The 15,683-nt window shown below is 62.2% G+C and carries 18 protein-coding genes; 9 read left to right on the plus strand and 9 right to left on the minus strand.

All coding sequences use genetic code 11. The features are described from left to right. The first annotated feature begins 105 nt into the window (after positions 1-105). The 3 genes from AB1576_12675 to AB1576_12685 all read left to right on the plus strand — a co-directional run bounded on the left by AB1576_12675 (position 106) and on the right by AB1576_12685 (position 3,053). Entirely contained in the window at positions 106-2,025 is a 1,920-nt protein-coding gene (locus tag AB1576_12675; protein MEW6082591.1) for a GerMN domain-containing protein, read from the plus strand. 121 nt (positions 2,026-2,146) lie between these two features. Beyond that, entirely contained in the window at positions 2,147-2,608 is a 462-nt protein-coding gene (locus AB1576_12680; protein ID MEW6082592.1) for a nucleotidyltransferase domain-containing protein, read from the plus strand. Continuing rightward, positions 2,598-3,053 (plus strand): DUF86 domain-containing protein, encoded by a 456-nt coding sequence (locus tag AB1576_12685; GenBank protein ID MEW6082593.1) that lies wholly within the window; start codon positions 2,598-2,600, stop codon positions 3,051-3,053. The genes AB1576_12680 and AB1576_12685 overlap by 11 nt, the downstream gene beginning before the upstream one ends. A gap of 29 nt (positions 3,054-3,082) precedes the next feature. Here AB1576_12685 and AB1576_12690 read toward each other — a convergent pair whose 3' ends face one another. The 4 genes from AB1576_12690 to AB1576_12705 all read right to left on the minus strand — a co-directional run bounded on the left by AB1576_12690 (position 3,083) and on the right by AB1576_12705 (position 6,510). Beyond that, a complete protein-coding gene (locus tag AB1576_12690; protein ID MEW6082594.1) occupies positions 3,083-4,057 on the minus strand; it encodes a glycosyl hydrolase family 18 protein in 975 nt (324 codons plus the stop codon). 315 nt (positions 4,058-4,372) lie between these two features. After that, complete coding sequence (gene dat, locus AB1576_12695; GenBank protein MEW6082595.1) at positions 4,373-5,227, minus strand: D-amino-acid transaminase; 855 nt, start codon at positions 5,225-5,227, stop codon at positions 4,373-4,375. A gap of 24 nt (positions 5,228-5,251) precedes the next feature. After that, entirely contained in the window at positions 5,252-5,953 is a 702-nt protein-coding gene (locus AB1576_12700) for a hypothetical protein (GenBank protein MEW6082596.1), read from the minus strand. Between the two features lie 20 nt (positions 5,954-5,973). Next, positions 5,974-6,510: a biotin transporter BioY gene (locus AB1576_12705; protein ID MEW6082597.1), complete on the minus strand. Its 537-nt coding sequence runs from the start codon at positions 6,508-6,510 to the stop codon at positions 5,974-5,976. Between the two features lie 141 nt (positions 6,511-6,651). Between AB1576_12705 and AB1576_12710 the strand changes: the two genes are divergently transcribed. The 4 genes from AB1576_12710 to AB1576_12725 are packed head-to-tail and all read left to right on the plus strand — an operon-like array spanning position 6,652 to position 10,264. Further along, on the plus strand, positions 6,652-7,740 hold the full coding sequence (locus tag AB1576_12710; protein ID MEW6082598.1) for an ATP-dependent 6-phosphofructokinase: 1,089 nt from the start codon (positions 6,652-6,654) through the stop codon (positions 7,738-7,740). Continuing rightward, positions 7,733-8,707: an ADP-ribosylglycohydrolase family protein gene (locus AB1576_12715; protein MEW6082599.1), complete on the plus strand. Its 975-nt coding sequence runs from the start codon at positions 7,733-7,735 to the stop codon at positions 8,705-8,707. The genes AB1576_12710 and AB1576_12715 overlap by 8 nt, the downstream gene beginning before the upstream one ends. 31 nt (positions 8,708-8,738) lie before the next feature. Then, entirely contained in the window at positions 8,739-9,431 is a 693-nt protein-coding gene (locus AB1576_12720) for a DUF554 domain-containing protein (GenBank protein MEW6082600.1), read from the plus strand. A 14-nt stretch (positions 9,432-9,445) separates the two neighbouring features. After that, entirely contained in the window at positions 9,446-10,264 is an 819-nt protein-coding gene (locus tag AB1576_12725) for a carbon-nitrogen hydrolase family protein (protein ID MEW6082601.1), read from the plus strand. A gap of 19 nt (positions 10,265-10,283) precedes the next feature. Here the strand turns inward: AB1576_12725 and AB1576_12730 are convergent, their stop codons facing one another. Next, positions 10,284-11,000 carry a hypothetical protein gene (locus AB1576_12730; protein MEW6082602.1) on the minus strand — a complete coding sequence of 239 codons (717 nt, stop codon included), beginning with the start codon at positions 10,998-11,000 and terminating at the stop codon, positions 10,284-10,286. A 138-nt stretch (positions 11,001-11,138) separates the two neighbouring features. Further along, a complete protein-coding gene (locus tag AB1576_12735; protein ID MEW6082603.1) occupies positions 11,139-11,435 on the minus strand; it encodes an FmdB family zinc ribbon protein in 297 nt (98 codons plus the stop codon). A 225-nt stretch (positions 11,436-11,660) separates the two neighbouring features. Here AB1576_12735 and AB1576_12740 point away from each other — a divergent pair, with 225 nt between their 5' ends. Beyond that, positions 11,661-12,410 carry a ZIP family metal transporter gene (locus tag AB1576_12740; protein MEW6082604.1) on the plus strand — a complete coding sequence of 250 codons (750 nt, stop codon included), beginning with the start codon at positions 11,661-11,663 and terminating at the stop codon, positions 12,408-12,410. Between the two features lie 57 nt (positions 12,411-12,467). Here the strand turns inward: AB1576_12740 and AB1576_12745 are convergent, their stop codons facing one another. Beyond that, on the minus strand, positions 12,468-13,523 hold the full coding sequence (locus AB1576_12745; GenBank protein MEW6082605.1) for a hypothetical protein: 1,056 nt from the start codon (positions 13,521-13,523) through the stop codon (positions 12,468-12,470). A gap of 80 nt (positions 13,524-13,603) precedes the next feature. Between AB1576_12745 and AB1576_12750 the strand changes: the two genes are divergently transcribed. Further along, positions 13,604-14,224 carry a cyclodeaminase/cyclohydrolase family protein gene (locus AB1576_12750; GenBank protein ID MEW6082606.1) on the plus strand — a complete coding sequence of 207 codons (621 nt, stop codon included), beginning with the start codon at positions 13,604-13,606 and terminating at the stop codon, positions 14,222-14,224. On the opposite strand, the gene AB1576_12755 is transcribed toward AB1576_12750, so the two are convergent. Further along, a complete protein-coding gene (locus tag AB1576_12755) occupies positions 14,181-14,948 on the minus strand; it encodes a prolipoprotein diacylglyceryl transferase family protein (GenBank protein MEW6082607.1) in 768 nt (255 codons plus the stop codon). The genes AB1576_12750 and AB1576_12755 overlap by 44 nt on opposite strands. A 1-nt stretch (position 14,949) precedes the next feature. Next, complete coding sequence (locus AB1576_12760) at positions 14,950-15,165, minus strand: cation transporter (protein MEW6082608.1); 216 nt, start codon at positions 15,163-15,165, stop codon at positions 14,950-14,952. Positions 15,166-15,683 lie beyond the last annotated feature (518 nt).

Consider the following 15,683-nt stretch of genomic DNA (forward strand, 5'->3'; position numbering starts at 1 on the left):
GCCAGAAAAGGATCAAGTGAAACCACCGGGGTCCCTGTAGCGTCTAATCCCATGATATGCAAACTAGATAGTAAGCACAACGAGTTTCCCAAGGGAGTGTTGATGGTGTCCGGCTACGGCAAGGGTTATCTTAAAGGCTTTCTTGTAGCGGTTCTGGTAACTACGCTCCTGGCCACGCCTGGGTGTTCCCCGAAGGCCCCCGCGGAAGAGCCCGGGGGGAATGAGGGGCCCGAAGTGAGTATCACAGTCTACTTCTCCAAGACCCAGGATGGCGCCGCGGAGATGGTGCCCGTGACCAGGAGGGTAACCTTGGAAGAGGACTCGGCCGAAGCAAGGCTGGAGGCAGCCGTGGCAGCGCTCCTTGAGGGGCCTACAGGTGACGAGAAGGCTCAAGGACTCTCCAGCGAGGCCGAAGACGCCGCCGGCCTGATCAGCGTCTCGATCTCCCGGCCCTACGCAGTCCTGGACTTCAGTTCCAGGCTTCAACAAATGGGGGGCTCAGCCCGGGTAAGCGGGTTCCTTGGGCAGCTGGCGCACACGGCCTCGGAGATAGGCGGTGTCAAGGGGGTAGTCCTAAAGGTAGAGGGCCAGGTGATGGGGGGTGACGATATGCCCTTCACGGGTGAGGGCGTACTCTTCGAATCGCTCCACCGTCCCCTGGATGCCCAGTGGCTCAAGACCCTGGGGCCCTCGGACATCCTGGACCTGTTCATCGTGGTGGTCCCCGATACCGGTCTTATGTGGGAGCTCATGGGGCCTGCGTCACGGATGGCCTACAAGGAACCCGGGGGGATCGACTGGACGGCCTACGCTGAGGGTCTCGGGAGCTGGAGAGGCTACAAGATGATAGAGGAGACGGTTGAGGGAGACCGGGCCTGGGTCACGATAACTGGGGATCAGACCCTCGAGGGCATGTTTGAGCCTGCCGCAAGGTACACGGCGCACATGGTGCGGGTGGACGGGGTCTGGCGCTGGGACTTCCCGGCCCCCACCGAGGAGGTCTCCAGCGGGGATGAGATCGTGCCCTTCACCCTGACCCCCGAGGGGGCCCGGTTCCACACGGTTACCGAGGTCCAGGGGCTTCCCAACTTCATGGCCTCGGCATGGCTTGACGATAACCGCCTCCTGGGGCTGTCAGGCACCTCCCCTTTCGTATTCGATGCCAGTACGGGCCAGTTCTCATCCCTGGGCGTTGAGGCCTGGTGGCTGAAGGCCTCCAAGGACGGTTCCCAAGTGCTGTTCGGGAACGGGCAGGGCCTCCATGTGGTGGCTTCCGCCGGGGGCCAGCCCCGGCTCCTGGTGGCAAAAGGGGAGGCTCAAATCGGAGGAGGACTCCTTTCCCCCTCCAACAAGCAACTCCTTTACTGGTATGAGCACGAGTGGGACAACGAATGCTTCATCTACGACATGGCTCTAGGGGACTCCGTTCCCCTGGATACGTCCCTGGACCACTACTTCCTGACCGCTCCCTCCGGCTGGATGGACGAAGACCACATCGTGTTCACCACCCGGGCCTCCCGGAGAAAGGACGGCACCCAGGAATACAACTTCGGCTACCGAGGGGACATCCTCCTGGTGAATGTGAAGACCGGAAAGAAGCGCCTTTTGACCGGTGCCGGGGACGACACCTTCTACGAGGCCCTGGCGGTACTAAAGGACGGCAGGATCGCCATGGTTACCAGGAAGGACAAAGATGTTTCCCTGGGGGTCCTGGATCTTGATGGTAAGGTGACCACCCTGGCCGGCTCCTCCGGAGCCTCCTTCTATGTGTGCTCCCGGGGGGATGCCTGGGCCCAGCTCACCAGCAAGGGCAGGAGGGACTTGAACGAGCAGGTTTCCATCAGCCTCTCCTCAGGGGGCCAAGCCCCCGTTCCCTGGGCTGAGGCAGTGGTGGGCGACGCCTTCTCAGGCATCCTGTGGTCGCCCTTGGGAGAGAGACTGGCCGTGAGCGTGCATACCAGCGTTCCTGCCGGGGATGGTTCCTACCAAGCGCAGTACTCCACCTTTGTGTTGGACGAAAGATAGATCGCCCCTGGAAGCAGCTGGCAGGAACCCCTTGAGATGCCTGCGGTGATCTGGTACCATGCGATGTAAAGGGTTCCTTGTGAGGATATCCCTTTATCCTCATACCGGCAGGTGATGCCCTGTGACCAGGATCGACCGGAATCCCCGCTTCATTCGCCTTTCCCCCGGGCAGATCCGGGCCATAACTGAATACATGAGGGCCCAGCCAGACGTGGCCGCACTCTTCCTGTTCGGTTCATACGGGACTTCATACCAGACCCCGTTGTCTGATGTGGATCTGGCTGTCCTGCCGTCCTCCACCGGCGGTTCTCTGGGTTTCGTGAGGGAAGCGGAGATCCTCGGGGATCTGTGTGCCATAGCTGGAACCGATGACATCAATCTTGTGGACCTGGCCTCCGCTCCGGTCACGCTTCAGGCCGAGATACTGGATGCAGGGCGCCCCCTATTCATCAAGGACCAGGAGCTTCTAGCTGAACTTGTGGAAAGGGTCACGAAGAGGTACTGTGACTTCATTGTGGACCTGGAGGCCATGTACCGGGACTACGATCATGGCCTCCGGGAGGAGTACTGCCGTGAGCGTTGATAGGGCCAGGGTAAGGCAGAAGATCGGCTTCATCCGGGATCAAGTGCGCGGGCTTCAGCGGTTTAGGTGCATGGAACTAGCGGAGTTCGCCTCCGGTGAACTGTACGAAGCCGCCGCCACGAGGATGCTCCAGATAGGCGTGGAGGCTATTCTTGACGTATGCTCCCACGTTGCAGCCAGGGAAGGGTGGGGGGTGGCCCGCAGCTACCAGGACTTGATCGAGATCTGTGCCAAGAACCGGCTCTACCCGCCCGGGATGGCAGAAACCCTCAAGGGCATGGCCAGGTTCCGTAACCGGGTCGTTCATCTCTATGATGATGTGGATCCTGCAGAGGTGTTGAACATCATAAAGACTCGCCTGGATGACTTCGCAGCATTTATCTCGGCCATCCTAGAGCGATACTTCCCCCAAGACCCCGAGGACCAGGCAGGCTCGCCTTCTTGAGGGAAGGCAGAACCTGCCCGGCCCGGCAGCTACTTCCCCCGCCTCTCCGCGATCACCCTCCAGATCCCAGGGTCCTCATGGCCCAGTCTCCATATGGCTATCCCCCGGAGCCCGTACCCCTTGGCCAAGTCTATCTTCACCGCGGTGCTCCTTGCGTTCTCGAAGTACACAACGCGCTGGGATGAACCATCGTGGTAGGTGTACGTGGGCACCTTGGCCTGTTCATCCCAGCCAATGGCAACCCCCCGCGCGGGGGCGTGGGAGAGGGCCTTGGCGGCAGGCAATGCCCTCCCCTGTCCCCACGCGGGCCAGTCGTAGCCGTAGGCGGCAACACCCATGAGGATCTTCTTCCTAGGGATCCGGGACACCGCATACTTGATGACCCTTTCCACCCAGTCTATGGAGGCCACAGGCCCTGCCTTCCCTCCAGGCCAGTGCTCATCGTATGTCATGATCATGACCTCTTCTGCATACTTGCCGATGCCCGCGTAGTCAAAGGCGCCGCTCCACCCGTGACTGGGGTCATCGCTTACCTTGGCAGGCACTGAGGCTGAGACGGAGAACCCCTCAGGCCTGAGCCGGTGGGCCAGGTCCTTGATGAAGGCGGTGTAGCCAGCGGCGCCAGCAGGGGCTACGTTCTCCAGGTCCACGTTGACCCCGCTATAGCCTTGGCCGGATACGAGGCCCAGGACATTCTCCACCGCCCGGGCCCTGGCGGTAGGCTCCGTGAGCACTGTGTGGGCGGCCCAACGGTCAAAAGAGCCTCCCCTCATGTTGTGGATTAACGCCAGCACCTCCACATGGTTCGGGCGGGCGAACTCCATGAGGGCCCGGTCAGGTTCGCCAGTTAAGTGCCCGCCTGCGTCGAGGCAGTAGTTGAACACCGCAACGCTGTCTATGTGAGGATGATGAGCCTCAAGGCTCTGATAGGACACCTTGTCGCCAGGGTAGTCTATGGGATAGTAGCCTAAAACCTCCAGGGTAGCTGCCTTGGTATCCTTCATGTGCCATAAAAACCCCCTTTTCTCCCGGGATGTCTTCCCGTTAGCCTAGTGGAGGCGGCATCCCCGGCAGGCAAGAGGTATGCTGCTGGGAGTCACTTAGGGCCAACCGGGTACCCTGGCACACAGGTGACATTGCGACGCGCCCCCGGTCCCATACTATGCCTGAGGAGACGCGCATGGACATAAGGGATAGACCGGATCCACGAGGTAGGCCAGCGTGGTGACACGCATTGCGTTTCCAGAGCATGGAGAAACCGGCCCCTGTTCAAGGGCCGGTCCGGTGGCGTGAGAATTAGCCCGGAAACCCTGGGCCGTCTAAAGGAGGGCCTTCGCTACAAGGGCAGCGTAGGCGCTCGCAATCCTGGTTGTCACCGGTCCGGGAGTCCCGTCTCCAACGATGGTGTTATCCACCTTGACCACAGGGGTTATCTCTGACACGGTTCCGGTCAGGAATATCTCGCTGGCTCCCTTGAGATCCTCAACACTGAAGGCCGACTCATTGAAGGGGATGCCCTCATCAGCGCAGATCTCCAGCACATAGTCCCGGGTAATTCCGGGGAGCACCAGGTTATCCGCTGGGTGCGTGCGCACCACCCCATCTATGACTGCGAACACATTGCAGGAGGCACCCTCGGTAACACTCCCGTCCGGGCGGTGCAAGATGCACTCGTAGGCGCCCATCCTGGTGGCCTGTTCCTTTGCCAGGACGTTGGCCAAGAGGCTCACGGACTTGATGTTGCAGAGGAGCCAGCGCTGGTCCGGGATCTTCACCACACTGGCACCGGCTTTGGCCTGGCCCCCGCTGTCCTCGGGGAGGGCCTTCACGAACATGACCAAGGTGGGGTCAACGTTCTCGGGAAACGCATGAGCCCTGGGTGCTACCCCTCGGGTCACCTGCATGTAGACCCAGCCTTCCTTGATCCCGGACTCCTCCACCAGGTCCAGTATTAGGTCCTCAAAGGTTCCCATGGTGTGCGGAAGGTTCAACATTATGCTCCTGGCGCTATTCTGGAGGCGCTGGAGGTGGCGGTCCAGCCCGAAGGGAACCCCCTGGTATATCCTTATGACCTCGTAGATGCCGTCGCCGAACAGGAAGCCCCTGTCAAGGATGGGGATGGTGGCTTCCTCCAGGTCCATTATGTCGCCGTTCACGTAGGCCAGTTCTCTCAACCCGCTAACCCCCCTTGTACGTCTTCACCGCGCGCTCGTAGACCCGGCCAAGCCATGGGTGAAGTCGCCCAGCTTGTGCCAGGTGAGTTCGAGCATGTCCGCGGCGACAACAGGCCGTTTCACCATCTCGACCTTGAGGTTTCTCATGTCCTCCAAGAGTCCTTCCAGGACAGCCCCGTGCTCCTGGCTGGCCATGGCCCTCGCGTCCTCCAGGGCGTAAACGGCGAGATCCAGTTCCCTGCCGGCCCTCCCCCAGTTTCCCTCCACCATCTCCAGCCGTGTCTTAAGGAGGTCAGCCTGGGCCTTGTACAGCGCCGTCAGGAACCTCAAGGGCAGGTCACCTTCGATAAGGATGGGACTAGGCTCCAGGCCTTCAATGGCCACCAGGCGTCCCTCCAGATCCCGTAGACCCGTCTCCATAGCGGAGAGGCTGGCGGAGGTCTCCAGGTGTTGCCTGGACAAGTCCTCCTCGAGAGCGGCAATCCTGCTTTCCAAGGCCTCGATGCGCTCCGGGTCCGCCTTGCTCCCGCCTCCTGTCCAGTCCTGCCAGATATGGGTCACCCTGGTCCAGAGGTCCGCCTCGGGCTCTTGTACCTGCCAGGAGATGAGGAAGTAGCTCGTGGCGATGACACCCAGGATGATGGTGATGAGGCCGATACCCCTGAACAACCGTGTGGAAAACCCCAGGGCCCCAGGGGCAGGCTGGCCCTCAGGCTGGTCACTCATTAATCTCCCCCCTGTCCCGTTCAATCCACCTTGATATGGGGTCTCAGGCGCGCCGCCACAGCGGCGGCGGCCACCGCCTTGAGGCAGTCTCCGGGGAGAAAGGGCAGCGCACCCAAGATGGCGGCGTCTTTAAGCCCAATTCCTGTGACCAGTGCCAGCTGTATTACCCCAATCAAGTATACTACGATGACGCCGCCGGCAAAAGTCGCTCCCAGGGCCCGCAGGAAGGTGGGGCGACGGCCTGTGAGCCAGCCCACACTCAATGCCCCGGGGACGAACGCCCAGAGATAGCCCCCAGTGGGTCCTGCCAGGACCCCCGGACCGGCCATGAGCCCCGCAAACACGGGCAACCCGGTAACCCCCAGCGCTATGTAGATGGCCTGGCTGATGGCTCCAAGCCTGGGGCCCAGCAGCGAGCCCCCCAGCATTACGCCGAAGGTCTGGCCGGTAACCGGTACGGGAGAGAAGGGCAATGGTACCGTTACCAGTGCCAGGGCTGCGGTGACACCCGCCATTAGCGCTGCCAGTATCATGCTGTAGACCCTGTTCTGGGACACCGTGCGCACGCTCCCCTCGGAGTATAACGATATCTTCTGGAGCGGCGGGGATTTTCCTCCCGCCATAGGTAAGGAGGTCAAGTCCCTCCAAGTGGCGTATCAACTCACCAAAGACACAAGCCCTCTCGAAGGGGGATATCCATGACTTCCAGGAGGTTCATCGGCATATTGACCGGCGGCGGAGATTGCCCAGGCTTGAACGCGGTGATACGCGCGGTGGTGAAGGCCGCGGCGACCCGGGGGTACGATACCACTGGCTTTCTGGACGGCTACACAGGACTTGTGGAGGGGAGGTTCATGGCCCTGGGACCCCCCGCTATCTCGGGCCTCCTCCACCGTGGCGGCACAATACTGGGCACAAATAACCGGGACAACCCCTTTTGCTTCCCTGTACGGGCCGGCGGCAAGATTACCGGGTACCGGGACATGTCCTTGAGGGTCATGGAGAACCTTGAACGCTACAACATCTCGTGCCTCATCGCCATCGGCGGTGACGGCACCCTGGCCATCTCCCGGGAGCTGGCCCGGCTGGGCGCCCCTCTCATCGCAGTGCCAAAGACCATCGACAACGATATCGTGGGCACTGACCAGGCCTTTGGTTTTGACACAGCCGTACGCACCGCCACCGAGGCCCTGGATAAGCTCCACACCACGGCGGAATCCCACGCCCGTGTGATGGTCCTGGAGCTCATGGGGCGTAACGCCGGCTGGATAGCCCTGGAGTCGGGCCTTGCGGGAGGCGCGGACGTGATACTCATCCCGGAGATACCCTGGGATATCCAGGCGGTTGCCCGGAAGCTCCTGGACAGGAAGGCCCGGGGGAAGCCCTTCAGTGTCGTGGTAGTCTCGGAGGGGGTGAAGACTCCCGAGGGAGAGGCTGTCTACCGGGAGTTCCTGGAGGGGAGCCACGAGCCGTTCCGCCTGGGCGGCGTTGGCCACGTGGTGGGGCACCTTGTAGCCCAAGCCACCGGGATGGAAACCCGGGTTACTGTGCTCGGGCACATACAGCGGGGCGGTTCACCCTCACCCCTGGACAGGGTGCTGGCCACCCGCTTCGGCGTGGCTGCCCTGGAGCTGGCAGTGGAGGGGCGCTACGGCCTTATGGTGCGCATGGCGGGAGGAGCCATCTCCGCGGTGCCCTTGGATGATACACGCGGTATCAAGATGGTGCCGGTGGACGGCCAGCTGGTGAGTTCTGCCAGGGCCATCGGTATCTCATTTGGTGATTGAAGTGACGTGGGGACATGCCAGTGAAGACCGTTTCACAGGAGCCCTCCTGGGGTGCATGTGTGGGGATGCCCTGGGCATGCCCTTAGAGGGCATGCCCGCCCAGGAAATCCGGGATCGCTTTGGCAGGGTGGACCGGATGCTTGAGGGAAGGCTTCCCCGGGGGAGCTACACCGATGACACGGAAATGATGATAGGGGTGGCTGAATCCCTCCTTGAGCGCGGGGGTTTCGACGGAGGCCACATGGCCGCCAGGTTCCTTCGGAACCTCCAGGGGGAGCGAGGATACGGCCAGGGTACCATGATGGCTCTGGAGGAGGTCCGCCAGGGCGTACCCTGGCAGGATGCTGGCGCCCGGGCATTTCCCGGGGGCTCCTGGGGCAACGGGGCGGCGATGAGGGTGGCCCCCCTGGCCCTGGTCTACGTGGCAGGGGACCTCCAGCGATTTGCTGGCCTTTCGAGTCTCATTACCCACACTCACCCCCTTGGGCTCGAGGGGGCCATCCTCCAGGCCGAGGCGGTGTCCCTTGCCCTCGCTACCGGTAGCGTTGTTGCCCCCCGGTTCCTGCGGGCCCTCAAGGGCTGGGCCAGAACCCCTGAGTACCTCAGGGCCCTGGAGGACGTGGAGGCGCTTCTCGTCCAGGATCCCACGGTTGAAGAGGTCGTGGCGGTTCTTGGCTCGGGCAGCACGGCTCTCAGGTCCGTGCCCACCGCTATATACTGCTTTCTCAGGGAGCCCCGCTCCTTCAAGGACGCCGTCACTTACGGTGTGAACCTGGGAGGGGATACCGACACCGTGGGAGCCATGACTGGGGCGATAGCCGGGGCCTTTCACGGCGCCTGTGCCATTCCCCCCGGATGGTACGAGGCCCTGGAGGGCGGTGCCAAGGGTAAGGCTTACGTGGAGGACCTTGCCAGGGGGCTGTGGAACCTGGCGAGAGAGAAGAACCCCGGGGGATGCGGGCTCTAGTGGAACACGCGTGGAGGAGGTCACTGGTCCTTTGACTGGAACGCTTATTAATGTCACAACAGTGGTTGTGGGAGCCGTCTGCGGTACTGCCCTTGGAACGCGGCTTCCCGAGGGAATGAGGTCTACCATCATGGATGGGCTGGGGCTGATCACCACCCTCATAGGACTCAGCATGGGGCTCAAGACCCAGAACATCCTGGTGGTGCTGGGCAGTGTGGTACTCGGGGGCATCCTGGGTGAGATGATGGGCATCGACAGGCGGCTGTCATCCCTGGCCGAGAGGCTACAAAAGGCCCTGGGCGGCATAAACCTGGGAAAGGGACGCTTCTCCGAGGGCTTCATGACTGCCAGCTTAGTGTTCTGCGTGGGTCCCATGACCATCATGGGGTCTATACAGGACGGCCTGACTGGGGATTTCTCAACCCTGGCCGTAAAATCCGCGCTGGACGGTTTCGCCTCCGTTGCCTTCGCAGCGAGCCTTGGCATAGGCGTGGCCTTCTCTGCCTTGTTCATCCTGGTTTACCAGGGCGGCATCACCCTACTGGCCTCGTGGGCCAGCTCGGTGCTGACGGATGCCATGGTGGTGGAGATGGCGGCCGTTGGCGGGGTCCTCATATCCGGGATAGGCCTTGGCCTCCTGGACATAAAGAAGGTAAGGGTAGCCAATCTCCTCCCTGCCATCTTCATCGCCCCGTTCCTGGCAGCCCTGGCGGGGAGGCTCTAGAGGAGGAGGGTCGCGTGAAATTCCGGATAGCCCTGATCCAGATGAACTCCAGGGGGGATAAGGAGGACAACCTGGGGCGTGCCTTGGCCATGGTGAAAGAGGCGGGACGGGAGGGGGCGGACCTGGTGTGCCTGCCAGAGTGTTTCAGCTACCTCGGTCCTCAGGAGGATACGCCCCGCCATGCGGAGGAGATCCCCGGCCCCACCACTGAGCGGCTTGCCCAGGTTGCCAGGGAGTATGGCATGTACGTGCACGGAGGGAGCATTCCCGAGACATCCGGGGCTGAGGGCACGGTCTACAACACCACGGCCTTCCTGGACCGGGACGGCAGCCTACTGGAGACATACCGCAAGATCCACCTCTTTGATGTGGACCTGGGGGTAGCCAGCTACCGGGAGTCTATGGTCACCCTTCCCGGGGACCGGCTGGTCACCGTCACAACGAAATTGGGAACGATAGGCCTGACCATCTGCTATGACCTGCGTTTCCCCGAACTCTACCGGTCCTTGGCACTGGCGGGGGCCCGCCTCATCCTTGTGCCCGCAGCCTTCACCCTCTATACCGGGAAGGATCACTGGGAGCCTCTGCTCAGGGCCAGGGCCATCGAAAACCAGGTGTTTATAGCCGCTCCTGCTCAGTTCGGGGCCTCAGAACCAGGGAATATTACCTATGGGAACAGCATGGTGGTGGACCCCTGGGGGGTGCCTGTTGCCAGGTGTTCCGAGCGCGAGCAGGTGTTGATGGTCACGATAGACCTGGACATCGTGGATGAGGTAAGGGCCAAGGTTCCATCCTGGGATCACAGGGTGCCGGCCATCTATGACCTGGGTTGAGCCGCCGGGGCACTCCGCGTCACTGGCCAACAGCCTGCCTGACCGCCGCCTGGTGAGCCCTGTCCGTCATGGGGACCCCAGTGCTGGTATATGAGGATCCATGGGTGGTGCTGCCAGTGAAATGGATACAGAAGTGCCCGGGGAACCCATTATCTTTTATGGCCTGCTGGCCATGGGGCATCCCGTGCATGGACGCGGCTATGCGCTGGCCGCCAACCTCTACAACTATAGGGACCCGGGCCCAGCTCCATTGACCGTAGACCTGCCTCATCACCTCAGTATCCTGGGCCTTCAGCGGCTCTACATCAGCGTGAGCCCAGCCGCCCCTGCGCCACACCTTGAAGGTGAGGCCGGTCCCCACTGGCCTCACCAGGGCCACGGTCCCCACGGGAAAAAGCGTGTCTACCTGGTTCCAGTGGATAGGAAGCGCGCCCTGGGACTTGGGCTCGAGGCGTTCTTGCGCCTCGTCCGGGAGGGGTTTCGGAGTAACCCAGTCATACCAGAACCAGTGAGGAATGCCGGCAATTCCCGGGCCGGTGGATACAACCCGGCCTCCGGCAATGAACGCAAGCCTGTCAGTGGGCACCGGGGACCTCTCCGGCGTGATGGAGCCTATGCCCATCATGGCCTCCCATGCCCCGGGTCCCGCGGGGGATGCCTGGACGGGCTGGCTGTTTATCAAGGCTAGAAGAATGGACAGCAAGACGGCGAGGAGGGGTTTCACGGAACACCACACTGGCTAGACCCCCTTCGGGAGAATCCGCGATGGGGGGCTAGTTCGACGGTAACCGGAGCATACCTGCAGGTAGTTTATGCCAGGAGGGGCACACCTGAAAGCGCGGGGCGGGATCCCCGCGCGGTGTCCCGCAAAAGCTCAGGCGGTCTCCGCCTTCTTGTCCTCGGCCTTGGGAGTGCTCTCCGTCTTCTTGTCCTCGGCTTTGGGAGTACTCTCCGCCTTGCCCTCGCTGTCCCTGTCTTTGTCCCCGTGGGACTTGGTGCGGTTGTCAGTGCAGTAAAACCCGGGCCCCTTGAATATGATTCCTACGTTCCTGCCGATAAGTCGCTTGACCGCCCCCTGACAGGTAGGACAGCAATCCAGGGGAGGCTCGCTGATGCGCTGGTAGGTCTCGAAGGTGCCACACTTTGAGCACCTGTAATCATAGGTAGGCACGAAGCAACCCTCCTCGGTTGGTGGACAGCATGAGAGAATACCTCCAAGAGAAGGTATAAGCGATGATGAGGAGTTTTGTCAAGGGATCCACGAGTAAGTCGAGTAAGTCTCTTCGAGTCTTCCCCGCCTGGACTGTGCCCTTCGCGCGCCGCTATGCGGCGCCGGTGGGGGGAAAAGGCGTGAACCCGTCGAATAGGCATTCAGAAGGCATGTAGGGGGCCAGTGATGTCGCTCTATTTCCAAACCGCGCTGATAGGCCTCTTGGCTGGTGTCTTTGGCACGGGCCTGGGCGGCGTTGCCGCCGCCCTGATACGCCGGCCCAAGAAGAGGCTCTTCAGCGTTGTCCTGGGTTTCTCCGGCGGTATCATGCTGTCCATCGTTGCCTTCGACCTCATGCCCGAGGCCTTCAGGGTGGGAGGCACTCGCTGGGCCGTGCTGGGTCTCATCTCAGGGGTGCTCCTCATCGCCCTGGCGGACCTGATCCTTCCGCACATGCACTTCTTCTCCCAGGACAGGGAGAGTTCCCGGTTCATCAGGGCGGGGGCCCTGGTAGGCCTGGGCATCTCCATGCACAACCTCCCGGAAGGACTTGCCATTGGCGCCAGCTACGAGTGCTCCTCCCGTTTTGGCCTGAGCATAGCAATGCTCATGGCCATCCAGAACTTCCCCGAGGGGATGGCCATGGGGGCTCCCATGATCCTGGGTGGCATGAGGGGCCCCTCCGTGGCCTTGCTGGCAGCCTTGGCCGGGCTTCCCATGGGGCTCGGCGCCTTCCTGGGACAGGTCTTCGGCACCGTGTCTGAGGTGTTTCTCTCGGTCTCCCTGGGCTTCGCCGCAGGGGCCATGCTGTTCATCACGGTCGACGAGCTGGTACCCGGGGCGCTGGAACTGCAGGAGGGGCACTCTGCGATCTTCGGGATCGTGTCAGGGGTAATGACCGGTATCATTGTCTCCCAGTTCATAGCGACTATATAGGCATAGGTTACCGGGTACGGTTTCGAGTTGTGGCCTGTGGAATAACTAGTGGAATAACTAAAGGTGGAACCTGGTGGTGCCATCTCTCTTGCTGTGGTCCGGGCTTGGGTGGGTTCTTCCCATGGTGAACAGAATACTAGCGAGGCCTGCCATGAAACAGGCCAGGCCAAGGTAGCCCCAGAGCGGGTAGAGGGTGGCCACCAGGTGGCTGAACCTCAAGGTCCCAAGGGGAAGCGCCGCCAGGAGCACGAGGGTTGCCGCACAGGGGAACGGTATCCGGGTGGAGTCTGATAGCAGTAATGACGTGGCGTAGGCGCCGGCCATGGCTGTGGTGGTCATGGCGGCCCACAGGCCAATCCCGTACAGCCACCCTACCAGAGGGTGCATGGCCAGGGCCAGGTGCATCATGGGCACCTCCAGGCCCAGGGCCTCAGGGGTCCGGATGAGGGCCAGGCCGATGCATAGGCCGGCAGCCCCCAAGGCAAGACCACCCAGGAGCCCCGCTACAGGGGAGGCCTCGCGGGCCAGGGGCGCCAGCACGGCCATGCCGATGATGCTGTTGTAGGAGAAGTACAGGAGGCTTGACAGGAGCCAGTTACCACGGTATGCCTGGGGGGCGGGGGTTACCCCGGAGGCCGCCGCCGGCCAGCACACTAGGAGCGTGGCAACGAGGAGAACAGGAACCAGGAAGGCGTTGAGGTCCATTAGCCCCCGGTTCCTCCTGAGGAGTGCCAGGAGCACCGTGCCGAGGCACACCCCCAGGCCAAGCCAGCCGGGGATGCCCATGTACTCCTGGACCACGGTGCGGCTCCCGGCCAGCATGACCGAGAGCCCAGCCAAGAGGAAAAGGGAGAAGAGAAACGATACAAGGGTCCCCAGGGGCCGCCCCAGCACCAGCCTGAGGAGGGCCTGGTGAGAGTAGCAGGAGGAGGCCCGCGCTGCCTTTATGGTGAGGAACCCCAGGAGGGAAAAGAGCAGCCCGGCAACGATCAAGCCCTTTATCCCGTGGGTCCCGTGCACGGTGAAGAAGGTGACTGTCTCCTGACCCGAGGCGAAGCCTGCTCCCACCACTGCCCCTACGTAGGCGGCGGCAACCCTGTAGGCTTGTTTCATGTGGTGTCCCCTCCAGTGGAGATTATTCCAGGGGGGAGCCCGATATTTCCCACGCTCTGGAGGTGACGAGATTGGCATCCATGACGCTTGAGGCAATCCTGGACGACATCGCTTCTTCTAGTCCCGCTCCCGGAGGGGGAAGCGTATCCGCCTTGGCTGCGGCGATGTCCGCATCCCTGGTCTCCATGGTGGCGGGCCTGAGCATGGGCAAGGAGAAGTACCGAGATATTGAAGCCGTCATGAAGGACGCGGCAGGCGAGGCCCTCTCCCTGAGGAAGCGAGCCCTGGCGCTCTATAAGGAGGACATTGCGGCCTTCAACGGGGTAATGGAGGCATTCCGCTTGGCCAAGGGGTCCCAGGAGGAGAAGGCCGCCAGGGCCATGGCTATCGACAGCGCGCTGGAACAGGCGGCACTGGTGCCCATGGAACTGGCTAGACTCAGCGTGCGCCTCTTGGAACTCTCGGCCCTCGCGGCCCGGCGGGGGAACCCCAACGCCGCCAGTGATGCGGGCGTGGCCGCCCTCACGGCTCACGCCGCCCTGGGGGGCGCTGCGCTGAACGTCAGGATCAACGCGGCCTCGGTGAAGGGCGAAACGAAGGAGAGACTTGAGTCGCTGCTCACCGAGTTGGCGGCCCTGGAGGAGAGGGGAAACGGCATCAGAGACGACGCGCTGGCAGCCTGCGCTGCCAATATCGGGTGAGGAGGCCCGAGCGGAATACATACTGGAGGGAAAGCAAAAGCAGGGAGAGTAAGGCCAGGACCAGGGCTGCGGTACTAGGAGCCTGTGCGGTGGTCACCAAGGGGCTGGGGGCCTTGAAGCCCTCGATGACGACTCTCCCCAGTGAAGAAAGGACCAGAAAAGAAAGGGCGCCTTGCCCCTCCCATGGGAAGCGCTCCTTCATCTCCCAGAGGAACACGAGCACCCCGTAGTGGAGCAGGGACGAGTATAGCTGCACGGGGTGGAGGGACACCCCTTGAACGGTCACCGCCCAGGCGACGGAGGTCGGAGCCCCGTATATGCCACAACCCAGGCGCGCCACGGCAGTTCCCAGGGCTGCTCCCGGAGCTGCGACGTCAAGAAGACGTGGGATGGGGTGTCTCTTGACTGCACCCAGGGCGATTATGGCAAGGCACCCGCCAATGATAGCCCCCTGGCTGGAGTACCCTCCCTCCGTCAAGTGGAGCACTGCTGCGGGTGCTGCCGCGTAGAGGTTCCAGTTCACCGCAACATGGCCGACGCGAGCGCCTGCCAAGCCCCCCAGAAGGCCGGCGGCCCACAGGTCCGTGGAGGTGGCCCGGTTGAAGCCCCTGGCAACGGCCAGGCGCCAGGCAAGCAGCGAACCTGCCGCCATGCCGGCAATGAGGGTCACGGTGAAGAGGTCAAGATCCACGCCTAGCAGCCTGACAAAGGTGGGCTGGATCATGTTAAGGGGCCACCTCGTAGCCAGCACCGGCGACAGCCTTGGCCATGGATTCCCTGCCTGGGTTTCCTGGCTGGTGAAGGACACGAACCGTCCCCGTGGCCAGATCCACCTCGACCTCCTCCACGCCCTCCAGGGACATGAGGGCCCCAAACACGCGTTTCTGGCAATGGCCGCAGCTCATTCCTGAAACTTTAAGAACCGTTTCCGTCATGGGCATACTTCCTACCTCCACGTGCCACGGACACCCTGATCCCGTCCACGGCAACTCAAGATGGGTGTAGTACGTAGAAGAGTACCACTAGCGCGAGCCCCCCCAGAAGCCACAGGAGGCACCGGGTCACTGGATTTTTCCACAAGGTACTTTCCCTGCCTACCATGTTCTTTCCTCGTTGAGGTGAGTATATCCCCGGCCTTTAGCCAGTGTCAAATCAGGTCCAGGACCACCTGCTACGTTGCTCCAGGCACCAGCTGCACCTTCAGGCGGGGTGAGGCCTTCCCTGCGAAAGTCGTGTCCAGGAGGTCTCTCTCACAGTGTGGGCGCGCATATACAAAGTGGGATCTCAGGGGAGACGTCTTCTCGAGGAGTTCTGCCTGGTTTACCAAACCTACCTAAATCGCAAGTTTGGAAGGCCGCCTCTCTTCGGCCAATTTTGACGCTTCATCCAGGATTGCTCCGAAAAGTCTTACATCCCGTCCACGCCCGTTTAGACTGTCCGTGAACCCACTCCGGCCAGT

The organism is Bacillota bacterium (assembly GCA_040754315.1).
GTDB lineage: Bacteria > Bacillota > Sulfobacillia > DUSP01 > JBFMCS01 > JBFMCS01.

Coding starts and splice junctions, on each gene's coding strand:
- AB1576_12690 (MEW6082594.1), bottom strand. CDS start 4,057: ATGAAGGATACCAAGGCAGCTACCCTGGAGGTTTTAGGCTACTATCCC.
- AB1576_12700 (MEW6082596.1), bottom strand. CDS start 5,953: ATGAGTGACCAGCCTGAGGGCCAGCCTGCCCCTGGGGCCCTGGGGTTT.
- AB1576_12710 (MEW6082598.1), top strand. CDS start 6,652: ATGACTTCCAGGAGGTTCATCGGCATATTGACCGGCGGCGGAGATTGC.
- AB1576_12740 (MEW6082604.1), top strand. CDS start 11,661: ATGTCGCTCTATTTCCAAACCGCGCTGATAGGCCTCTTGGCTGGTGTC.
- AB1576_12745 (MEW6082605.1), bottom strand. CDS start 13,523: ATGAAACAAGCCTACAGGGTTGCCGCCGCCTACGTAGGGGCAGTGGTG.
- AB1576_12750 (MEW6082606.1), top strand. CDS start 13,604: ATGACGCTTGAGGCAATCCTGGACGACATCGCTTCTTCTAGTCCCGCT.
- AB1576_12755 (MEW6082607.1), bottom strand. CDS start 14,948: ATGATCCAGCCCACCTTTGTCAGGCTGCTAGGCGTGGATCTTGACCTC.
- AB1576_12760 (MEW6082608.1), bottom strand. CDS start 15,165: ATGCCCATGACGGAAACGGTTCTTAAAGTTTCAGGAATGAGCTGCGGC.